This is a genomic window from Enterobacter sp. AG326, assembly GCF_004362415.1.
GTDB classification, from domain to species: domain Bacteria; phylum Pseudomonadota; class Gammaproteobacteria; order Enterobacterales; family Enterobacteriaceae; genus Enterobacter; species Enterobacter asburiae.
Genome location: NZ_SNXG01000002.1, coordinates 651,569 through 671,183, shown reverse-complemented (window position 1 = coordinate 671,183; position 19,615 = coordinate 651,569). Strand labels below are relative to the sequence as shown.

16 protein-coding genes are annotated in these 19,615 nt (G+C 56.5%); 5 read left to right on the top strand and 11 right to left on the bottom strand.

What is annotated here, in order from left to right; genetic code table 11:
* Positions 1 to 37 precede the first annotated feature (37 nt).
* Positions 38 to 1,267: an HDOD domain-containing protein gene (locus DFO52_RS10235; protein ID WP_133550320.1), complete on the bottom strand. Its 1,230-nt coding sequence runs from the start codon at positions 1,265 to 1,267 to the stop codon at positions 38 to 40.
* A gap of 236 nt (positions 1,268 to 1,503) precedes the next feature.
* Between DFO52_RS10235 and DFO52_RS10230 the strand changes: the two genes are divergently transcribed.
* A complete protein-coding gene (locus DFO52_RS10230) occupies positions 1,504 to 3,435 on the top strand; it encodes a methyl-accepting chemotaxis protein (RefSeq protein ID WP_133550319.1) in 1,932 nt (643 codons plus the stop codon).
* A 45-nt stretch (positions 3,436 to 3,480) separates the two neighbouring features.
* Here the strand turns inward: DFO52_RS10230 and cobB are convergent, their stop codons facing one another.
* Genes cobB through lolC form a run of 5 tightly spaced genes read right to left on the bottom strand, consistent with a single transcriptional unit; the run spans position 3,481 to position 8,419 of the window.
* Positions 3,481 to 4,302 carry a Sir2 family NAD+-dependent deacetylase gene (cobB, locus tag DFO52_RS10225; protein WP_047648086.1) on the bottom strand — a complete coding sequence of 274 codons (822 nt, stop codon included), beginning with the start codon at positions 4,300 to 4,302 and terminating at the stop codon, positions 3,481 to 3,483.
* Between the two features lie 14 nt (positions 4,303 to 4,316).
* A complete protein-coding gene (gene nagK, locus DFO52_RS10220; protein WP_047648087.1) occupies positions 4,317 to 5,228 on the bottom strand; it encodes an N-acetylglucosamine kinase in 912 nt (303 codons plus the stop codon).
* Positions 5,229 to 5,281: 53 nt separating this feature from the next.
* The gene (gene lolE, locus DFO52_RS10215; protein ID WP_029739861.1) at positions 5,282 to 6,526 is read right to left on the bottom strand and encodes a lipoprotein-releasing ABC transporter permease subunit LolE; all 1,245 of its coding nucleotides are present in this window, start codon (positions 6,524 to 6,526) and stop codon (positions 5,282 to 5,284) included.
* A complete protein-coding gene (lolD, locus tag DFO52_RS10210; RefSeq protein WP_010429765.1) occupies positions 6,526 to 7,227 on the bottom strand; it encodes a lipoprotein-releasing ABC transporter ATP-binding protein LolD in 702 nt (233 codons plus the stop codon). Before lolD ends, lolE begins: the two co-directional genes overlap by 1 nt.
* Entirely contained in the window at positions 7,220 to 8,419 is a 1,200-nt protein-coding gene (gene lolC / locus DFO52_RS10205; protein WP_166642358.1) for a lipoprotein-releasing ABC transporter permease subunit LolC, read from the bottom strand. The genes lolD and lolC overlap by 8 nt, the downstream gene beginning before the upstream one ends.
* Positions 8,420 to 8,675: 256 nt before the next feature.
* Between lolC and DFO52_RS10200 the strand changes: the two genes are divergently transcribed.
* From DFO52_RS10200 to DFO52_RS10190, 3 genes are all read left to right on the top strand, one after another.
* Entirely contained in the window at positions 8,676 to 9,749 is a 1,074-nt protein-coding gene (locus DFO52_RS10200; RefSeq protein ID WP_047648089.1) for an acyltransferase family protein, read from the top strand.
* 149 nt (positions 9,750 to 9,898) lie between these two features.
* Positions 9,899 to 13,345, top strand: coding sequence for a transcription-repair coupling factor (gene mfd, locus DFO52_RS10195; RefSeq protein ID WP_133550317.1), 3,447 nt, complete (start codon positions 9,899 to 9,901; stop codon positions 13,343 to 13,345).
* A gap of 148 nt (positions 13,346 to 13,493) precedes the next feature.
* The gene (locus DFO52_RS10190) at positions 13,494 to 14,459 is read left to right on the top strand and encodes a L,D-transpeptidase family protein (RefSeq protein WP_047648091.1); all 966 of its coding nucleotides are present in this window, start codon (positions 13,494 to 13,496) and stop codon (positions 14,457 to 14,459) included.
* A gap of 74 nt (positions 14,460 to 14,533) precedes the next feature.
* Here DFO52_RS10190 and bhsA read toward each other — a convergent pair whose 3' ends face one another.
* Complete coding sequence (gene bhsA, locus DFO52_RS10185; protein ID WP_023616599.1) at positions 14,534 to 14,791, bottom strand: multiple stress resistance protein BhsA; 258 nt, start codon at positions 14,789 to 14,791, stop codon at positions 14,534 to 14,536.
* A gap of 244 nt (positions 14,792 to 15,035) precedes the next feature.
* Between bhsA and DFO52_RS10180 the strand changes: the two genes are divergently transcribed.
* Positions 15,036 to 15,671, top strand: coding sequence for a TetR/AcrR family transcriptional regulator (locus DFO52_RS10180; protein ID WP_029739866.1), 636 nt, complete (start codon positions 15,036 to 15,038; stop codon positions 15,669 to 15,671).
* A 59-nt stretch (positions 15,672 to 15,730) separates the two neighbouring features.
* On the opposite strand, the gene DFO52_RS10175 is transcribed toward DFO52_RS10180, so the two are convergent.
* From DFO52_RS10175 to nagZ, 4 genes are all read right to left on the bottom strand, one after another.
* Positions 15,731 to 16,270: a glycine zipper 2TM domain-containing protein gene (locus tag DFO52_RS10175; protein ID WP_008500779.1), complete on the bottom strand. Its 540-nt coding sequence runs from the start codon at positions 16,268 to 16,270 to the stop codon at positions 15,731 to 15,733.
* A gap of 193 nt (positions 16,271 to 16,463) precedes the next feature.
* On the bottom strand, positions 16,464 to 17,768 hold the full coding sequence (locus tag DFO52_RS10170) for an NAD(P)/FAD-dependent oxidoreductase (RefSeq protein WP_023335290.1): 1,305 nt from the start codon (positions 17,766 to 17,768) through the stop codon (positions 16,464 to 16,466).
* 238 nt (positions 17,769 to 18,006) lie between these two features.
* Positions 18,007 to 18,549, bottom strand: a complete 543-nt coding sequence (gene ycfP / locus DFO52_RS10165) for an alpha/beta hydrolase YcfP (RefSeq protein ID WP_008500781.1) — start codon at positions 18,547 to 18,549, stop codon at positions 18,007 to 18,009.
* 34 nt (positions 18,550 to 18,583) lie between these two features.
* Positions 18,584 to 19,609 (bottom strand): beta-N-acetylhexosaminidase, encoded by a 1,026-nt coding sequence (gene nagZ / locus DFO52_RS10160; protein WP_023311162.1) that lies wholly within the window; start codon positions 19,607 to 19,609, stop codon positions 18,584 to 18,586.
* Positions 19,610 to 19,615 lie beyond the last annotated feature (6 nt).

Sequence of the window (19,615 nt, the reverse complement as noted above, 5' to 3'; positions counted from 1 at the left end):
GTTCTTCCTCACGCCGCCCGTACGGCGTGAGGAAGGATTAACTGACCGCATTCTCCCCTGCCCAGATTGTCGCCTTTCTCATCGCCTCAACCACCTCCTCATCCGACAGACCCAGCGCCTTACGAACCCGGGTAGCCTCGTCCCACTGCTGCTGTTCATAGTAACGGCACAGGCTCACCATATCGGCTAACCGTCCCTCCTGATGGCACAGCGCATTGCTCACGCTCTGCGGGACCGCAATTTGCTTCATCAACTCGGCCATCGGCTGTTCTAGGAGGGTATCGAGCAGAGAAAACAGGCCGCACATGAAGGCATTTTCAGCCAGCGTCGGTTCGTTCATCGTCTCGGCTATCAGTTCGCAGAACTTGCCGCGCATCATGCTCAGCGGGTAAAGCTCGCTGACGGTGTCATTGCCCGCACTGGCGAGGACCACGACGGCAACAAACCGCCTCAGCTGGTTTTCCCCCAGGTATCTCAGCACTTCGCTCAGGGTTAACTTACTGAAATTACAGGCACCGATATGTTTAAATGCGGTGTGTTTCATGTAGCGCATAATCTTATAGGACAGGGTGAGATCGGTTTTAATCAACGACTCGACGATCCGAAAATCGGGTTTATTGCGTCCGACCTCCATTTGCAGCCGAAAAATCGCCAGCTGATTTTGCGATAGCCGTTTATATTTAATGACCTCCGGACGGCAGAAAAAATAGCCCTGAAACAGCGAGAATCCCTCTTCCCGGTATTGGCTGAATTCCTCTTTAGTCTCAATTTTTTCAGCGAGATATTTAATATGCCCGGTTAAATGTTTACGCTCTTTCAGATACTGTTTAATTTGCGCTAAGGTATAATTTCTGACGTCAAATTTCAGTATTGAAATATAGGGTAAAAAAACATCCCATTCTGGCGCAAGCGTGAAATCATCAAGCGCAAACTGATAACCATGCGCGTTCATCTCCCTGACGGCCTGCAGCAGCTCCGCTCCCGGCACAGCATCTTCCAGGATCTCAATGACCACGCTTTCTTTATCCAGCGCTTCTCCACTGCGGTCTATGACCATTCGCGACGGGAAATTAATAAACGACGTATGTGCCCCGGCGATGCGCTGGGACGGCACGCATAAAAACTGATCTGAGATCATCCTGGAGGTGGCATATTCCGCCGACACATCCGGAAAACGGTTTGTCATCCCATCTCTGAAGAGCAGCTCGTAGGCCACCGTCTTCATCTCAGGGTTAAAAATGGGTTGTCGCGCAATAAATCCGTACATATCCCATCCTCCTCTACAACTTTATATTTATTAGCATCCTCTTTCTACACGACGATAACGAGCTTTATCGAGCACTATTTTGATTGAATGCACAAAATAAAAGCATCCACACTAATTAACTGGATTTACGAATCAAAATTTAAATTAAATATTCCTGACGCTCTACAGAAAGAGGAGAAAATATCCGATAAGGAATATGTGCCTGCCCGACATGCACGATATTACGGGAGATGAGAATGAAAGACGCCATGGTCCGAAGAAAAAAAATAAGAGTCAAGACGTTGATGCTATTGTCCATTTTCCTCACCGTAACGGTGGGCTTTACGGCAACGATCGGTTTTATGATGTGGCAGTGGATGGCGCAGCAGGAGGTTCTGGCCAAAAAACATATCCGCCAGATTGCCGAGGTGCAATCGTTGCAGGTCAGTAAACAGCTGGATTCTGCCCTGACTGCCGCCCGGGATATGGGCAACAGCGCCCTGGCGCTGCGCGAGGCGGGCGTATCCGAACGCCAGAGCCTGAACCAGCTGCTCATCCACTACCTTTCGGCTCACCCGCAGTTTCTCTCCATGTCGATGGCCTTTGAGCCTAACGCGTTCGACGATAAAGATGCCGTCTGGGCCGGTCAAAGCGGTGAAGATCCTGCCGGGCGTTACGCCCGCTACGTCGACCGGGACGCCACCGGCAAACCGGCATTACACCTGCTGACGGACATCGAAACGCCCGGCAGCGGTGATTATTATCTGCTGCCGAAACAACGGCATAAAGATGTGATCATCGAGCCCTATATTTATCCCTACAACGGCGTGGACGTGATGCTCACCTCGATTGCCGCCCCCATCATGCGTGACGGTCAGTTTCTGGGTTCGGTCACCTCGGACTTCTCCCTCGCCACGCTGCAATCGACGATCGGCGCGATTAAACCCTGGAACGGCACAGGCTACGCCCTGCTCCTCTCAGCGGGTAATAACGTGGTGTCCAGCCCGGACAAGCGCGCGGCAGGCAAGCCTTACGCCGGTCAGATTACCGGTCATGACGTCATCCGGGTAAGCGATCCGCTGCTGAAGGAGGACGTGTTTATCACCTGGCAGGACATCGCCGTCGGTAATAGCCAGACGCCGTGGAAACTCGCCATTATCACGCCGGTCAGCGAAGTGATGGCCGAAGCGCGCGCATTTTTACTGAAAGCCATCATCATGATGGTGTTAAGCATCGTGGCGGTTAGCCTGGTCATGGCGCAGATCTTTACCCGCAAAGTTGACCGTCCGGTTGGGGGTGAACCTTCGGAAGCCGCCGGGATCGCCCTGGCCGTTGCCCGGGGGGATCTGAACAACACCATCCCGGTGCGTTCCGGAGATACCCACAGCATTTTTTACGCCCTGCACACCATGCAGATGCAGCTCAAGCGCATCGTCGACAATATCAGCGAAGCCAGCCACTCCGTACACGGCGGCACCAGCGAAATTTCGGCGGGCAACCTTGACCTCGCCTCGCGAACCGAGGAACAGGCGGCTGCGATTGTTGAAACGGCAGCCAGCATGGAAGAGATTTCGGTCACGGTGAAAAATAATGCCGACAACGCCCACAAGGCGACCACGCTGACCGATCGCGCCGCAAGCCTCGCCGGGCATGGCGAAACGCTGGTAAACGACGTGGTCGTGGTGATCGGGGAGATTGACGAAAGCGCGCGTAAGATCGGCGAGATTAACAGCATTGTCGACGGCATCGCCTTCCAGACCAATATCCTGGCGCTGAATGCTGCCGTTGAAGCGGCACGGGCAGGCGAACAGGGGCGCGGCTTCGCGGTCGTCGCTGGGGAAGTGCGCAATCTTGCCCAGCGAAGCGCCAACGCGGCAAAAGAGATCTCTCAGCTGATTGCCGAGTCCTCGGGCCGCGTAAGCAAAGGCGTTGAGCTGGTCAATGAAACCGGGGTGATGATGAAACAGGTGATTGAAGCGGTGTCGCATGTGCATCTGGTCATCAACGATATCGTTCAGGCGCTGGACGAGCAGAATCGGGGGATTAGCCAGGTGAGCACCGCCGTTAACCAGATGGACAGTACGACCCAGCAGAACGCCTCGCTGGTTCAGCAGATCTCAGCGGCGGCGCTCTCGCTGGATGAGCAGGCTAAATCGCTCGAGAAGACGCTGGCGTTCTTCCATTCATAAATAAAAAGGTACCCGCTGGACGGGTGCCTTTTCAGGCGATTGCCGCTACAGCCCTTTCAGCAGCTTGTCGACAAACTCCGGTACGACCGTACTTGCCAGACCGTAGTGTTTCTCTTCAAACTCGCTGCCCACCTGGCTTGGCTCAAGGTTGAGTTCAACCGTATGCGCACCGTGCAGTCGCGCTTCGTGGACAAACCCCGCCGCCGGGTAAACATGACCGGATGTGCCGATGGCAATAAACACGTCGGCCATCGCCAGCGCGCTGTAGATCTCATCCATGCCCAGCGGCATTTCGCCGAACCAGACCACGTGCGGACGCAGGCGCGACGGGAACTGGCAGCAGTGGCACTTATCCTCAGGCAGCACGTCCTCTTGCCAGTCCAGCACCTGACCGCTCCAGGCGCAGCGAACCTTGAGCAGCTCGCCGTGCATGTGGATGATGTTCTTGTTACCGGCCCGCTCGTGCAGGTTGTCGATATTCTGCGTCACCAGCAGAAAACGATCGCCGAGCGCCTCTTCCAGCTTCGCCAGCGCCAGATGGGCCGCATTCGGCGCGACTTCAGGCTGCTGAAGCTGACGGCGGCGGGCGTTGTAAAACGCCTGCACGAGATCAGGGTCGCGGGCAAAGCCTTCCGGCGTAGCCACATCCTCCACGCGGTGCTCTTCCCACAGCCCATCCGCCGCGCGGAAGGTTCGAATTCCTGACTCGGCGGAGATCCCCGCTCCGGTCAGCACCACCACTCTGGGTTTATCCATCGCTTCTGGCATCATTCTGTCTCTGAAAAAGATCCGCTGGCGCAAGCGCTCACGCAAGCGGCGTTTGTTTTTGCGAAAACGGCTGAGTCGACCCTGGCGACGCGACAGCATAGAAACCTCGTAAACTAATCGGTGAGATGAAGGAATGCGGCTCCGCGCATGCCTCCTGCGTCCCCGTGTCGCGCGCGTTCAATACGCGGCACGCGGGCAACCGGCAATAAATGTCGGGGCAAACGCCCGGACAACCGTTCCGTAATCGCGGTAAAGTTTGACAGCCCTCCCCCGATCACCAGCAGATCCGGGTCGACGATGGTGAGAATATTTCCCAGACACACCGCCAGCAGATCCAGATAACGCTCGACGTGCTCGCACGCCTGCGCATCCCCTTGCTCCCACAAGGTAATGATTTGAGGGGCCTCAAGTTTCTGATGATAGAAGTGTTCGTAAAGCCATGCAAACCCGCGGCCGGAGAGGTAGTTCTCAATACAGCCGTGCTGGCCGCAGCCGCAGCGGGTCAGCGGGAAATCGCGCCCCACGACTTCCAGGGCATCCACCGGCAGACGGATATGACCAAATTCGCCGGTGATGTAGCTTCGCCCGGTGATTGGCTTCCCGTTGATCACAATCCCCCCGCCGACGCCGGTCCCGAGGATCAGCCCCATCACCAGCGGATATTGGCGGAATTCATCATCCCAGGCTTCGGAGAGCGCAAAGCAGTTAGCATCATTGTCTAAACGCACGTCGCGTTCAAGAAGGGCAGAGAGATCGGCGCGGAGCGGTTTACCGCTGGCGGCAGGCACGTTGGCGGCATACAGCGTGCCGTCGTCGGTTTCGGGCATACCCGGAATGCCGATGCCGACGCTGCCTTTCACGCCAAAGCGTTCATCGGCCTGCGCCACCAGCGCGGCAATCGCGGTTAAAAATTCGTCGTAGCTTTCGCGCGGCGTGGGTACGCGGGTTTCCCACTGTAGCCTGAGATCTTTATCAAACACGCCGAGCGCAATCTTGGTGCCGCCAATATCAAATCCGTAATACATAACGCATTCCTCTTTTAACCTGGCGGCCCGAAAGTCGCTAGATCATGACGTAATTACTGGCCACTTAATACCCTCGCCGGATCAATTCGGCTTGCGCGACGCGCCGGATACCAGCTTGCCAGCAGACTCAGTAAAAGTGCTGTAACCAGCACATAAAAAACGTCCAGCCAGTGCAGTTCAGACGGCAGGAAGTCAATAAAGTAGATATCACCCGACAGGAACTGGTGACCAATAAGCTTTTCGATCCCGTTGATAATTGGCGTCAGCTGCAGGGAAACCACCACGCCAATCACCACGCCGCACAGGCTGCCGAACAGCCCCGCCAGCAAACCGTACCAGACGAAGATGGCGCGAATAAGACCGTCTTTCGCCCCCAGCGTACGCAGCACGGCGATGTCGCCGCTCTTGTCCTTGACCGCCATCACCAGCGTGGAGACGATATTAAAGCACGCCACACCAATCACCAGCACCATCGCCAGATACATAATGGCGCGGATCATCTGGATATCACGGTACATATAGCCGTAAGTGCCGATCCAGCTCTTGATGTAGACATAGTTATTGGTCACGCTGCCCGCGTCGCGTACCAGCTTGTTGGCGTTAAACACGTCGTTCACCTTGATGGCAATGCCCGTCACGCTGTCGGCCATATCGAGATACTGGCGCGCATCCTCCATCGGCACCATCGCAAAGCTGTGATCGAGCTGACCGCTCAGCTGAAGAATACCGGTGACGTGCAGGCGCACGCGCTTAGGCTGCTGCAGCTTGTGGTCGGCGCTGGCGTTCGGGATCATGATTGATACCCAGTCGCCCTGCTTCACCTTCAGGGCATCGGCCACGCCTTTACCCATGATGATCTGCTGCTCGCCGGCCTTAAAGTTGGCCCACGCGCCGTTCTGCACATAGTCTGGCAGCGCGCTGAGACGCGCTTCCTGGGCGGGATTGACCCCTTTCACCTGAATGGCGCGCAGGTTTACCCCGCTCTCCACCAGCCCGGTAAAGTTAATGTAGGGCGCGGCCGCGGCAATGCCCGGCACTTTTTCGACTTTGGTGAGCGCATCGCTCCAGTTAGTCCACGGCTGGTTAACCGGCTCGATCTCCCCGTGCGGCACTACCGCCAGAATGCGGTTATTCAGCTCGCGCTCAAAGCCGTTCATGGCGCTTAAGCCCACAATCAGCACAGCCACGCCCAGCGCAATACCGATGGTCGAGATGACGGAGATCAGCGACACCATGCCGCCGCGACGGCGGCCGCGGCTAAAACGTAAACCGATGAGTAAGGATAACGGTGACGCCATTACTCTGCTCCCATCAGGGTCAGTTCCGCGTTCAGATGGCCGTCGCGCATCTCAAGCTGACGCCCCATGCGTTTTGCCAGCTGCAGATCGTGGGTTACGACCAGAAACGCGGTGCCCTGCGAGGCGTTCAGCTCGCCCAGAAGCTGGAAAATACTGTCCGCATTGCGGGCATCCAGGTTACCGGTAGGCTCATCCGCCAGCACCAAACGCGGGTTGTTGACCAGCGCACGGGCAATCGCCACGCGCTGGCGCTCGCCGCCCGAAAGCTCAGAGGGACGATGGTTACCGCGATGGCCCAGCCCTACCGCTTTCAGCATGTCGCTGGCGCGAGCGTTAATTTCTGCCGGTTTCTTTTTACCAATCAGCAGCGGCATCGCCACGTTTTCCAGCGCCGTGAAATCCGGCAGCAGATGGTGGAACTGGTAGATAAAGCCCAGCTCGCGGTTGCGCAGCTCGGCCTTCGCCGCGGAGGACATTTTGCTCATCGGCTGGCCGGAGAAAATCACGTCGCCTTCGGTTGGCGTATCCAGCCCGCCCAGCAGATGCAGCAGCGTACTTTTGCCCGAGCCGGAGCTGCCGACAATCGCCATCATCTCGCCTTCACCCACGCTAAAGCTCACATTGTGCAGCACGTCGGTTTGCACAGTGCCTTCCTGATAGCGTTTGGACAGGTTGTCGCATTGCAACAGGATCTTATTCATAACGTAAAGCCTCAGCGGGTTGAGTGGCGGCAGCGCGCCAGGAAGGATAAAGCGTAGAAAGCAGCGCAATGACCATCGCGGCCAGCGCAATACCGACCACCTGCAGCGGCTCGATAGCCACCGGCAGCGCCGCGCCGTCGAGCAGCGCGCCGATGATCGGCATTAAGTTATTAAGCTGGCTGGCAAGCAAGGCCCCCAGCACGGCGCCGAGCAGCGCGCCGATGATGCCTGCGCTGGCCCCCTGCACCATAAACACCGCCATGATCTGGCGCGGCGTGAGCCCCTGGGTTTGCAGAATGGCGACTTCGCCCTGCTTCTCCATCACCATCAGGCCCAGCGAGGTAATGATGTTAAATGCGGCCACGGCCACGATCAGGCTCAGCAGCAGCCCCATCATATTTTTTTCCATCCGCACGGCCTGGAACAGTTCGCCTTTACGCTCGCGCCAGTCCTGCCATTTGGTGCCGTCCGGCAGTTTTTGCTGGCTGAGGGTATCGACCTTCAGCGGCGCGTCGAGCCACAGGCGCCAGCCGGTGATGTTCCCTGCCGGGTAGCGCATCAGGCGTGAAGCGTCCTGGATGTTAACCAGCATCTGGTAGCCATCGACTTCGCTGTTGGCGGCAAAGGTACCAATCACGTTGAACAGACGCTGGCTTGGCAGGCGCCCCATCGGCGTAAACTGGCTGGCAGAAGGCACCATCACGCGCAGCTGATCGCCGCGGTTGACGCCAAGCTGGCCGGCAAGCTGTTCACCCAGAATCACGTTGTATTTTCCGGCTTCCAGATCGGACTGCTTCACGTTAACCAGATACGGCGTCAGCGGATCGTTTTGCGCCGGGTCGATACCCAGCATCACGCCGACCGCCACGCTGCGGGCGCTTTGCAGCACCACGTCGCCGGTCGTCAACGGCGCGACGCGCGTGACGCCCTGTAACTTCGCCGCGCTTTCCGGCAGCTGTTGCGGGTTAACCGAACCGTTGGATGATGAGAGAACGGCCTGCGGCATCAGCCCCAGGATATTGTTTTGCAGCTCGCGCTCAAAGCCATTCATGACGGAAAGCACCGTCACCAGTGCCATCACGCCAAGCGTAATGCCAATAGTCGAAAGCCAGGAGACAAAACGACCGAAGCGGTCCGCGGCGCGCCCACGCATGTAACGTAAGCCTATGAAGAGTGCGACAGGTTGATACATGAAATCCGTCTGTTTGCTGATAGCAGACCCACGAGTATATAAGCGAATCCGTTAAGCGTAAATGACTGAAACAGTAAGCTTTGGTAATCATTCTTCCGAAAAATTCAGATAAATCAGGGTGCTATTGTCTGGAAACACACCTCGCAACCTCCACCTTTTCCGAAAAACCACCGGATACAGACTGTTACCCATTACATCCCGGCTTCGTTTTACAACAATTGCTCGTTCGTTTATGGCAATAAGGTAGTGGCGAACAATGAAGCAAAAAGCATTATGGATTAACCAGATAAAAGGGCTGTGTATCTGCCTGGTGGTTATCTATCATTCGGTTATCACGTTTTATCCGCATCTGATCGGGCTACAACATCCGCTCTCCGGCCTTCTCGCCAAATGCTGGGTCTATTTTAACCTCTATCTCGCACCGTTCCGTATGCCGGTCTTCTTCTTCATCTCCGGCTATCTGATCCGTCGTTATATTGACGAGGTGGACTGGCGAACCAGTCTCGACAAGCGGATCTGGAGCATTGTCTGGGTCCTGGCGCTGTGGGGCGTTCTGCAATGGCAGGCGTTGACCCACCTGAACGCCTGGCTGGCGCCCGAGCGTGAGCTTGCGACCTCGTCGAACGCGGCCTACGCCGACTCGTTCTCAGGCTTTGTGCTGGGGATGGTCACCGCCAGCACCAGCCTGTGGTATCTGTATGCTCTGGTGGTCTACTTCACGCTGTGTAAACTGCTGAGCCGCTGGAAGCTGCCGGTACTGGCTCTGCTGGCGCTGGCAAGCATCGCGATTAACTTCCTGCCGCTGCCGTGGTGGGGAATGAACAGCGTGGTACGCAACATGATCTACTACAGCCTCGGGGCGTGGTATGGCGCAGAGCTGATGGCGTGGATGAAAAACGTCAACCTGCGCCGCATCTGGCTGCCAACCGGCGCTTTCGCCGCCGTCTCCGTGGTGCTGTGGTTTGCTAACGTTCCGCTGCTGCTCTCATTGCTGTCGATTGTGCTGATCATGAAGCTATTCTACAGCCTTGAGCAGCGCTATGCCGTTCACCCGAACAATCTGCTGAACGTGATTGGCTCAAACACCATTGCGATTTATACCACCCACCGCATCCTGATTGAGGCCTTTAGCCTGTTCCTGATTGGCGAGATGAATGCCGCTTACTGGCCGGTCTGGGCAGAGCTCACCCTGGTGCTGGTCTACCCGTTTGCCAGCCTGCTTATCTGTACCCTTGCCGGACTCGGGGTGCGTAAAATCTCTACCGCGCTGTTTGGGGACGTTTTCTTTTCTCCTCCGTCTACGCTGACCCTGTCACCTTCAACGCGTTAATACACTCTCCGCCCCCGGTTCGGGGGCGTTTAGCCCTGCCGTGCGGTTACGATTTGCTTATGTAAAACGATCGAGGATAATAAAGACATTGCGTATCAGTGATATGCCCCAATACTGTTGGTATATCCATAAGAGACTCTGACATAGCCATGCCTGAACACTATCGTTATTCCTTACCTGTCAAAGCGGGCGACCAGCGCCAGCTGGGTGAACTCACGGGCGCGGCGTGCGCCACGCTGGTGGCGGAAATCGCCGAGCGTCATCCAGGCCCGGTGATTCTGGTTGCCCCGGATATGCAAAACGCCCTGCGCCTGCACGATGAAATTCGCCAGTTCACCGATAGCCTGGTGTTCAGCCTGGCCGACTGGGAGACGCTGCCGTATGACAGCTTCTCTCCGCATCAGGAGATTATCTCCTCGCGCCTGTCGACGCTCTATCAACTCCCGACCATGCAGCGCGGCGTGCTGATTGTGCCGGTGAATACCCTGATGCAGCGCGTCTGTCCGCACAGCTATCTGCACGGTCACGCGCTGGTGATGAAAAAAGGCCAGCGCCTGTCCCGTGATGCCCTGCGCGCGCAGCTTGACGGTGCCGGCTATCGCCACGTCGACCAGGTGATGGAGCACGGGGAATACGCGACCCGCGGCGCGCTGCTTGACCTTTACCCGATGGGCAGCGACCAGCCGTATCGTCTGGATTTCTTTGATGATGAAATCGACAGCCTGCGCGTATTCGACGCCGACACGCAGCGCACGCTGGAGGAAGTAGAGTCCATCAATTTACTGCCCGCGCATGAGTTCCCCACGGACAAAACCGCTATCGAGCTGTTCCGCAGCCAGTGGCGCGATAAGTTCGAGGTGAAGCGCGACGCGGAACATATTTATCAGCAGGTCAGTAAAGGCACGCTTCCTGCCGGGATCGAATACTGGCAGCCGCTGTTCTTCAACGAGCCGCTGCCTGCCCTGTTCAGCTACTTCCCGGCGAATACGCTGATTGTCAACACCGGGGATATCGACGCCAGCGCCAGCCGCTTTGAAAGCGAAACCCGCGCCCGCTTTGAAAACCGTGGCGTTGATCCGATGCGTCCGCTGCTGCCGCCGGAAGCGCTGTGGCTGCGCACCGACGAGCTCAACGCCGAGCTGAAGCGCTGGCCGCGCATGCAGCTTAAAACCGATTCGCTTGCCGATAAGGCCGCCAATACCAACCTGGCCTTCCGGACGCTGCCGGACCTGGCCGTTCAGGCGCAGCAGAAATCCCCGCTGGATAATCTGCGTAAGTTCCTGGAGTCCTTCACCGGCCCGGTGGTGTTCTCCGTTGAGAGTGAAGGCCGCCGCGAAGCGTTAGGTGAACTGCTGGGACGCATCAAGGTGGCGCCGAAGCGCATCCTGCGTTTGAGTGAAGCGACCGGAAACGGTCGTTATCTGATGATTGGCGCCGCCGAGCACGGGTTCATCGACACGCTCAACAACCTGGCGCTGATTTGCGAAAGCGACCTGCTGGGCGAGCGCGTCGCGCGCCGCCGTCAGGACAACCGTCGGACCATCAACCCGGACACGCTGATCCGTAACCTGGCCGAGCTGCACCCGGGCCAGCCGATTGTTCACCTGGAACACGGCGTTGGGCGCTATCAGGGGATGACCACGCTGGAAGCGGGCGGCATCAAAGGTGAATACCTGATGCTGACCTACGCTAACGACGCCAAACTGTATGTCCCGGTCTCCTCCCTGCATCTGATCAGCCGCTACGCGGGCGGTGCCGAAGAGAATGCGCCGCTGCACAAGCTGGGCGGCGATGCCTGGGCGCGCGCGCGCCAGAAGGCGGCGGAAAAAGTACGCGACGTGGCCGCCGAGCTGCTGGATATCTACGCCCAGCGCGCGGCTAAACAGGGCTTCGCCTTTAAGCATGATAAAGAACAGTACCAGCTGTTCTGCGACAGCTTCCCGTTTGAAACCACGCCGGATCAGGCCCAGGCCATCAACGCCGTGCTGAGCGACATGTGCCAGCCGCTGGCAATGGACCGCTTAGTCTGCGGCGACGTCGGCTTCGGAAAAACCGAAGTGGCGATGCGCGCCGCCTTCCTTGCGGTGGAAAACAATAAGCAGGTGGCGGTGCTGGTGCCGACCACCCTGCTCGCACAGCAGCACTTCGACAACTTCCGCGACCGTTTCGCCAACTGGCCGGTACGTATCGAGATGCTCTCGCGTTTTCGCAGCACCAAAGAACAGACGCAGATCCTCGAACAGGCAAGCGAAGGCAAAATCGATATTCTGATCGGCACCCACAAGCTGCTGCAAAGCGACGTGAAGTGGAAAGATCTGGGGCTGCTGATCGTCGACGAAGAGCACCGCTTCGGGGTGCGTCATAAAGAGCGCATCAAAGCGATGCGCGCCGACGTCGATATCCTGACCCTGACCGCAACGCCAATCCCGCGAACCCTCAACATGGCGATGAGCGGCATGCGCGATCTGTCGATTATCGCCACGCCGCCGGCGCGCCGTCTGGCGGTGAAAACCTTTGTCCGCGAGTACGATAATCTGGTGGTGCGGGAGGCTATTCTGCGTGAGGTGCTGCGCGGAGGTCAGGTCTACTATCTCTACAATGACGTGGAAAACATCCAGAAAGCGGCTGACAGGCTGGCGGAGCTGGTGCCAGAAGCGCGCATCGCTATCGGTCACGGGCAGATGCGCGAGCGCGAGCTGGAACGGGTAATGAACGACTTCCACCACCAGCGCTTTAACGTGCTGGTGTGTACCACCATCATTGAGACCGGGATCGACATTCCGACGGCGAACACCATCATCATTGAGCGTGCGGATCACTTTGGCCTGGCGCAGCTTCACCAGCTGCGCGGTCGCGTCGGGCGTTCGCACCATCAGGCCTACGCCTGGCTGCTGACGCCGCATCCGAAAGCGATGACCACCGACGCGCAAAAGCGTCTGGAAGCCATCGCCTCGCTGGAAGACCTCGGCGCAGGCTTTGCGCTGGCGACGCACGATCTCGAGATCCGCGGTGCCGGCGAGCTGCTGGGTGAAGACCAGAGCGGCTCCATGGAGACCATCGGCTTCTCGCTCTATATGGAGCTGCTGGAAAACGCGGTTGATGCCCTGAAGGCCGGACGCGAGCCGTCGCTGGAAGATCTCACCAGCCAGCAGACCGAGGTCGAGCTGCGTATGCCTTCCCTGCTGCCGGACGATTTTATTCCGGACGTGAATACCCGACTGTCGTTCTACAAGCGCATCGCCAGCGCGAAGAAGGAGAACGAGCTGGAAGAGATTAAGGTGGAGCTGATTGACCGCTTTGGCCTGCTGCCCGATCCGGCGAGAAATTTGCTGGATATCGCGAGACTGCGCCAGCAGGCGCAAAAGCTGGGGATCCGCAAGCTCGAAGGCAATGAAAAAGGCGGCGTGATTGAATTCGCCGAGAAGAATCACGTCAACCCGATGTGGCTGATCGGCCTGCTGCAAAAACAGCCGCAGCATTTCCGTCTGGATGGCCCAACCCGTCTGAAATTTACCCAGGAGCTGACGGAGCGCAAAACCCGTATGGACTGGGTGCGTAACTTTATGCGCCAGCTGGAAGAGAACGCGATCGCATAACCTTCCTTCCCCCTGTTAGCCCAGCGTTACAGGGGGACAATTTACAAACTCTTTGCACTTCACCCGATCTTCCCGACACACCCATTCGCCATAATTATGTTTAACGCCTTATAAAACAATAACCTTATCATTAATATGGATTATGGTAATGATGACCTCTTCGCGTTTTACTCGCTGGATGACCCTGTTTGCGCTGGCAGCTACCGTCGCGGTTGCGCTTCCCGCTCGGGCAAACACCTGGCCCCTTCCCCCTCCCGGCAGCAAGGTTGTGGGTGAAAACCGCTTTCATGTGGTTGAAAATAATGGTGGTTCACTGGAAGCGATTGCCAAAAAATATAACGTCGGTTTTCTGGCCCTGCTGCAGGCGAACCCCGGCGTCGATCCGTATGTCCCGCGCGCGGGCAGCGTACTGACCATCCCGTTACAGACCATCCTGCCGGACGCCCCGCGCGAGGGGATGGTGATAAACCTCGCCGAGCTGCGCCTGTACTATTACCCGCCGGGTAAAAACGAAGTGACGGTCTACCCTATCGGTATTGGTCAGCTGGGCGGCGACACGCTGACGCCGACGATGGTCACCACCGTCTCGGATAAACGCGCGAATCCAACCTGGACCCCGACGGCCAACATTCGTGCCCGCTATAAGGCCCAGGGGATCGATCTTCCTGCCGTGGTGCCGGCTGGTCCGGATAACCCGATGGGGCACCACGCGATCCGCCTGGCGGCATACGGCGGCGTCTACCTGCTGCACGGAACGAATGCGGACTTTGGCATCGGTATGCGCGTCAGCTCCGGCTGCATTCGTCTGCGCGATGACGATATCAAAACGCTGTTTAACGTCGTTACGCCGGGAACCAAAGTGAATATTATCAATACGCCGATTAAAGTTTCAGAAGAGCCCGGCGGCGTGCGGCTGGTTGAGATTCATCAGCCGTTATCGAAAAACATTGGCGACGATCCGCAGACGCTGCCCATTAACCTGAATGCCGCGATGGTAAGCTTCAAAACGAATGCGAATACCAACAGCGTGGTGATGGAGCGTGCGATGGAAGCCCGGTCAGGCATGCCGACCGATGTCACCCGGCATCACGATGTCGTCCAGCAGCCGATGTAAATCAGAAATAAAAAACGCCCTGCTAAGCAGGGCGTTTTTTATTGCAGTGGCATAAATGAGGGTTTATGCCCGGCTTATTTGTAGATAACCGCAGTGCCGTGCAGGGTGTTCGGACCGGTCACAGAGGTGATACGGTAAGATTTTGCACCCATCTCTTGCGCTTTCTGCGCCAGCTGATCTTCCAGGGAACCCAGGTTAGTACCGGCAGACGCAGAGATTGTCCCGACTTTATGCTGGTCAGCAGGGGTGGATTGCACCTGTACAGCAGCAAAGCTTGCGAAAGAGAGTGAACTCAGGACAGCGGCAGCGATGAGGGTTTTTACGTTTTTCATGATGTTTACCTTTAGCAGATGAATTTGGAGGTCGTTAATCATTTAGTTAACGATCGATAGGTAAATCATAAATGTGATCCAGGTCACGCGTCAACATAATTTTATAACGAGCGTTAACTTAATTTTAAAATTGTTATTTTTCATACATATATGATTAATTTATTTTTAAGCATTCTGCACTGGTGGTGGGTTGCGTTTATTTTTATAATGGTCATTCACCAAACCAACAGAGGACCAACGGCAAATGACAACCGATGTCACGAGTTGTGCGAAGAAAAGCCGTGGCCGACCAAAAGTGTTTGACAGGGATGCAGCGCTTGATAAGGCCATGACTCTCTTCTGGCAACATGGGTATGAAGCAACCTCGCTTTCCGATCTGGTAGAAGCCACCGGAGCCAAAGCGCCGACGCTGTATGCCGAATTTACCAATAAAGAGGGGCTGTTCAGGGCGGTGCTGGACAGATACATTTCGCGCTTTGCGGCGAAACACGAAGCCCAGCTGTTCTGTGAAGAGAAAAGCGTTGAACAGGCGCTTCGCGACTATTTCACCGCCGTCGCGACCTGCTTCACCAGTAAAGAGACGCCTGCGGGCTGCTTTATGATTAACACCTCTGCCACTCTTGCGGCGTCATCCAAAGAGATTGCCAATACGGTGAAATCGCGGCATGCCATGCAGGAAGAGACGCTCAGCGCCTTTCTGGCTCAGCGCCAGCAGCGCGGTGAAATCCCCGCGCAATGCAACCCTCAGCTGCTGGCACAATACCTGAGCTGTATTTTGCAGGGGATGTCGATCAGCGCCCGCGAAGGGGCCACGCTGGAAAAACTGCAGCATATTAGCGAAACCACGCTGCGGCTGTGGCCTGAGCTACTGAAAATCTGAAGCAAAAAAAAGCTCCTCAGCCTGAGCGCATGAGGAGCTAAATTCAGAGAACATCTTTTTTACACTTTGTTATTCAGAACCAGCTGGCCATTTCCATCCAGTGGAATTTGCGTGCCCGGGTCTTTATCCATGCGGATTTTGCCCTGCTGATCGCCAATTTTGTACGTCACGTCATAGCCCAGCATTTTTTCCGACTTGTCATAGACGGTTTTGCAGCGTTGCTGAGTCGTGGTGTAGGTATCATTATCCTGCATCGCGCCCTGCACCTGGTTACCGGCATAGCCGCCACCCAGCGCGCCGACCACGGTCGCTACGTCTTTACCCCGACCGCCGCCAAACTGGTGACCAATCACGCCACCCGCTACCGCACCCAGAACAGAACCGGCAATGCGGTTTTCATCCTGCACCGGACGACGGTGCGTCACGGAGACGTTACGGCACTCCTGACGAGGGGTTTTCACGGTTTCTTTAATCGGTGTAGCAGAAACCACCTGTGCATACTGCGGGCCGCGATCTAATACGTTGAGACTGGCAACGGCAGCCACACCTAACGCAGCCGCGACGCCAATCCCTATACCCGCCAACATTGATTTATTCACGGGACTTCCTCCTTTGTTGCTATTGGTAACAATTTTGCAATGGAGGCCGCGCTTCGCCAATAAGATAAAGGATCAAAAAAAGGGCGTTGAGAGGAGATATATTGTATTTAGGAGAACTCTTAAGCAGTCAAACTGTGATCTACAGCATGAAATGCTAAAAACTCCCTCCAGAGGGCCCGGAGGGAGTGAAAGATTAGTGCAGTTTCAGACGCGGACGGATCACGCGGTTGATTCTGCCCACCAGCATCATCAGCCCGGTTTTGAAATAGCCGTGCAGCGCAATCTGGTGCATGCGGTACAGGGAGATATACACGAAGCGGGCAATGCGCCCTTCTACCATCATTGAGCCGCGCATCAGGTTGCCCATCAGGCTGCCGACGGTAGAGAAGTTTGACAGCGACACCAGTGAACCGTGGTCTTTGTAGACATAGGCTTTCATTGGCTTGCCCTTGTACTGCGCCAGAATGTTGTGCAGCACCAGGCTTGCCATCTGGTGAGCGGCCTGCGCGCGCGGCGGCACAAATCCACCTTCAGGACGCGCGCAGGAGGCACAGTCACCGATGGCAAAGATTTCAGGATCGCGCGTGGTTTGCAGCGTTGGCTCGGTTACCAGCTGGTTAATGCGGTTCGTTTCCAGACCGCCGATCTCTTTCATAAAGTCAGGCGCTTTGATACCTGCCGCCCAGACCATCAGATCCGCTTTAATATACTCGCCGTCTTTGGTGTGCAGACCGCCTTCGTCGGCGCTGGTCACCATGGTTTGCGTCAGCACCCGCACGCCCAGCTTGGTGAGCTCATTGTGCGCCGCACCGGAAATTCGCGGAGGCAGCGCGGGCAGGATGCGTTCACCGGCTTCAACCAGCGTGACGTTCAGCGCTTCGTTAGTTAACCCTTTGTAGCCGTAGCTGTGCAGCTGTTTCACCGCATTGTGCAGCTCCGCAGACAGCTCAACGCCCGTCGCGCCGCCGCCGACAATAGCGATATTCACCTTACCGTTCGCACCCATATTGCTGGTGTACTTCAGGAACAGGTTCAGCATTTCCTGATGGAAACGACGCGCCTGGTGCGGGTTATCGAGGAAGATGCAGTGCTCTTTCACGCCCGGCGTGTTGAAGTCGTTGGAGGTACTGCCCAGCGCCATGACCAGCGTGTCGTACGCCAGTTTACGCTCGGGAACCAGCAGCTCCCCTTTTTCATCGCGCAGCTCTGCCAGGGTGATGGTTTTGCTTTCACGGTTGATGTCCACTACCGAGCCCAGCTGGAACTGGAAATGATGGTTGCGCGCGTGCGCCAGATAGCTGAGCGCGTCCACGCCCTCATCCAGAGAGCCGGTCGCTACTTCGTGCAGCAGCGGTTTCCACAGGTGGCTGTGGTTACGATCCACCAGCGTAATTTTGGCTTTTTTACCGCGACCCAGCTTCTTGCCCAGCTGTGTAGCCAGCTCCAGCCCGCCAGCACCACCGCCTACAATCACTATCTTTTTCAATGGCGTAGTCAACGTGACCCCCTCAAATTATTAACCAATTGTTAATTAAAAGTTATAAAAATAACCCTTAATTAACAACAGGTTACAGCACTGAAACCATTCAGGTGCATTGAGAATACCACGTCAGGCGCATTGGTCATACCAAAATTGATATGCATCAAGTTTTGATGGCTTAAAAGTAGACAATTCTGGTCAAAAAGAAAGCCCGGTACGCTTTCGCGGCCGGGCTTTGATGCATGCGGGTAATTGATTAACCCAGCGTTTTAAACGCTTTGATACGCTGCAGATGCGGGGAGATGTTTTTGAACTTGTGGGTCTGTTCTTCGTCCCAGACGATCTCATAGTAATGATGCAGGAGCTCTGCTGCCCGATGGCTGTTGAGCGCTTCATCATTACGTGAAAGGATCACCAGGCAGCGGTCGCGGTTTTTCTCACGAAAATTGCTGACGCACTTGGTCGCAATATCGACATACTCTTCCGGACGGTCAATTTTGCCTTCCATGTTCTCGTTCGGGAACAGGTTGGGATTAAACACCACCTGGCGAATGTCGCACAGGAAGCCAATCCGCTCCGCCCAGTAGCCGCCCAGCCCCACGCCGCAAATCAACGGGCGATCGTCGACGTTGAGCTGCAACATCTTGTCCACCTCTTTGAGCAGATGCTGCATATCATGCTTCGGATGGCGCGTGCTGTAGCTGATCAACCGTACATCCGGATCGATAAACTGCAGCTGCAGCACCTTCTCATGATTACCAGGACTGTTTGAGTCAAAACCGTGTAAATAGATGATCATCGTCTTCTCACCACGCTACGCCTTCCGGGAGGGTTTACAGGCTGGCTTTATGTGCCTGCCAGCGCTCATTCAGGTCTTCAAGCCGGGCGTTGACCGTCTTCCAGCGCGCCGAATCCATCAGCTCCTGACGGCTAAATGAACCTTTATGATACAATTGTGTAACACGCTCTGCATTGATCGGCGACAGGTTATCCAGCACGCTAACGGCACCTTTACGATTATTGCAGACCAGGATCATATCGCAACCCGCATCCAGCGATGCCTGACCGCGTTCAGCGTAGCTGCCCATGATCGCGGCCCCTTCCATCGACAAATCGTCAGAGAAAATCACGCCGTTGAAACCGAGTTCCTGACGCAGAACGGTTTTCAGCCAGTGCGGAGAACCGCTGGCAGGACGCGGGTCGACGTCGCTGTAAATGACGTGCGCGGGCATAATGGCATCCAGCTTGTTGTCGGTGATAAGCGACTGAAAAACCGACATATCTTTGGCGCGAATCTCCGCTTCCGGACGTGGATCGCGCGGCGTCTCTTTGTGTGAATCCGCCGTCACCGCCCCGTGACCCGGGAAGTGTTTCCCGGTGGTTTTCATGCCTGCGTCGTGCATGCCGTCGATGAACCGGGTCGCCATTGCCAGCGCAATACGCGGATCTTCATGGTATGAACGCTCTCCGATAGCAGCACTGATATGCCCTACATCCAGCACCGGGGCAAAGCTGATGTCGATATCCATGGCAATCATTTCGCTGGCCATCAGCCAGCCGGCCTCCTGCGCCAGTTTTCCACCCTCTTCCGTGCCGAGCAGCGCGGCGAATGACTGGGCTGCCGGGAGACGGGTAAAACCGTCGCGAAAACGCTGCACGCGCCCGCCTTCCTGATCGACGGCCACCACCAGATGGTTACGCGACGCGGCGCGGATCTGACGCACCAGCTCACGCAGCTGCGCCGGATCGTGATAGTTGCGGGTAAACAGGATCAGGCCACCCACCAGCGGATGCGCCAGAATTTCACGCTCCTCCGCATCCAGCTCAAACCCTTCTACATCCAACATGACTGGACCCACATCCAC

Bases quoted from the DNA above. Each gene is read 5' to 3' on its own strand.
- DFO52_RS10235 (WP_133550320.1), bottom strand. From the start codon at position 1,267: ATGTACGGATTTATTGCGCGACAACCCATTTTTAACCCTGAGATGAAG.
- DFO52_RS10230 (WP_133550319.1), top strand. From the start codon at position 1,504: ATGAAAGACGCCATGGTCCGAAGAAAAAAAATAAGAGTCAAGACGTTG.
- cobB (WP_047648086.1), bottom strand. From the start codon at position 4,302: ATGCTGTCGCGTCGCCAGGGTCGACTCAGCCGTTTTCGCAAAAACAAA.
- nagK (WP_047648087.1), bottom strand. From the start codon at position 5,228: ATGTATTACGGATTTGATATTGGCGGCACCAAGATTGCGCTCGGCGTG.
- lolE (WP_029739861.1), bottom strand. From the start codon at position 6,526: ATGGCGTCACCGTTATCCTTACTCATCGGTTTACGTTTTAGCCGCGGC.
- lolD (WP_010429765.1), bottom strand. From the start codon at position 7,227: ATGAATAAGATCCTGTTGCAATGCGACAACCTGTCCAAACGCTATCAG.
- lolC (WP_166642358.1), bottom strand. From the start codon at position 8,419: ATGTATCAACCTGTCGCACTCTTCATAGGCTTACGTTACATGCGTGGG.
- DFO52_RS10200 (WP_047648089.1), top strand. From the start codon at position 8,676: ATGAAGCAAAAAGCATTATGGATTAACCAGATAAAAGGGCTGTGTATC.
- mfd (WP_133550317.1), top strand. From the start codon at position 9,899: ATGCCTGAACACTATCGTTATTCCTTACCTGTCAAAGCGGGCGACCAG.
- DFO52_RS10190 (WP_047648091.1), top strand. From the start codon at position 13,494: ATGATGACCTCTTCGCGTTTTACTCGCTGGATGACCCTGTTTGCGCTG.
- bhsA (WP_023616599.1), bottom strand. From the start codon at position 14,791: ATGAAAAACGTAAAAACCCTCATCGCTGCCGCTGTCCTGAGTTCACTC.
- DFO52_RS10180 (WP_029739866.1), top strand. From the start codon at position 15,036: ATGACAACCGATGTCACGAGTTGTGCGAAGAAAAGCCGTGGCCGACCA.
- ycfP (WP_008500781.1), bottom strand. From the start codon at position 18,549: ATGATCATCTATTTACACGGTTTTGACTCAAACAGTCCTGGTAATCAT.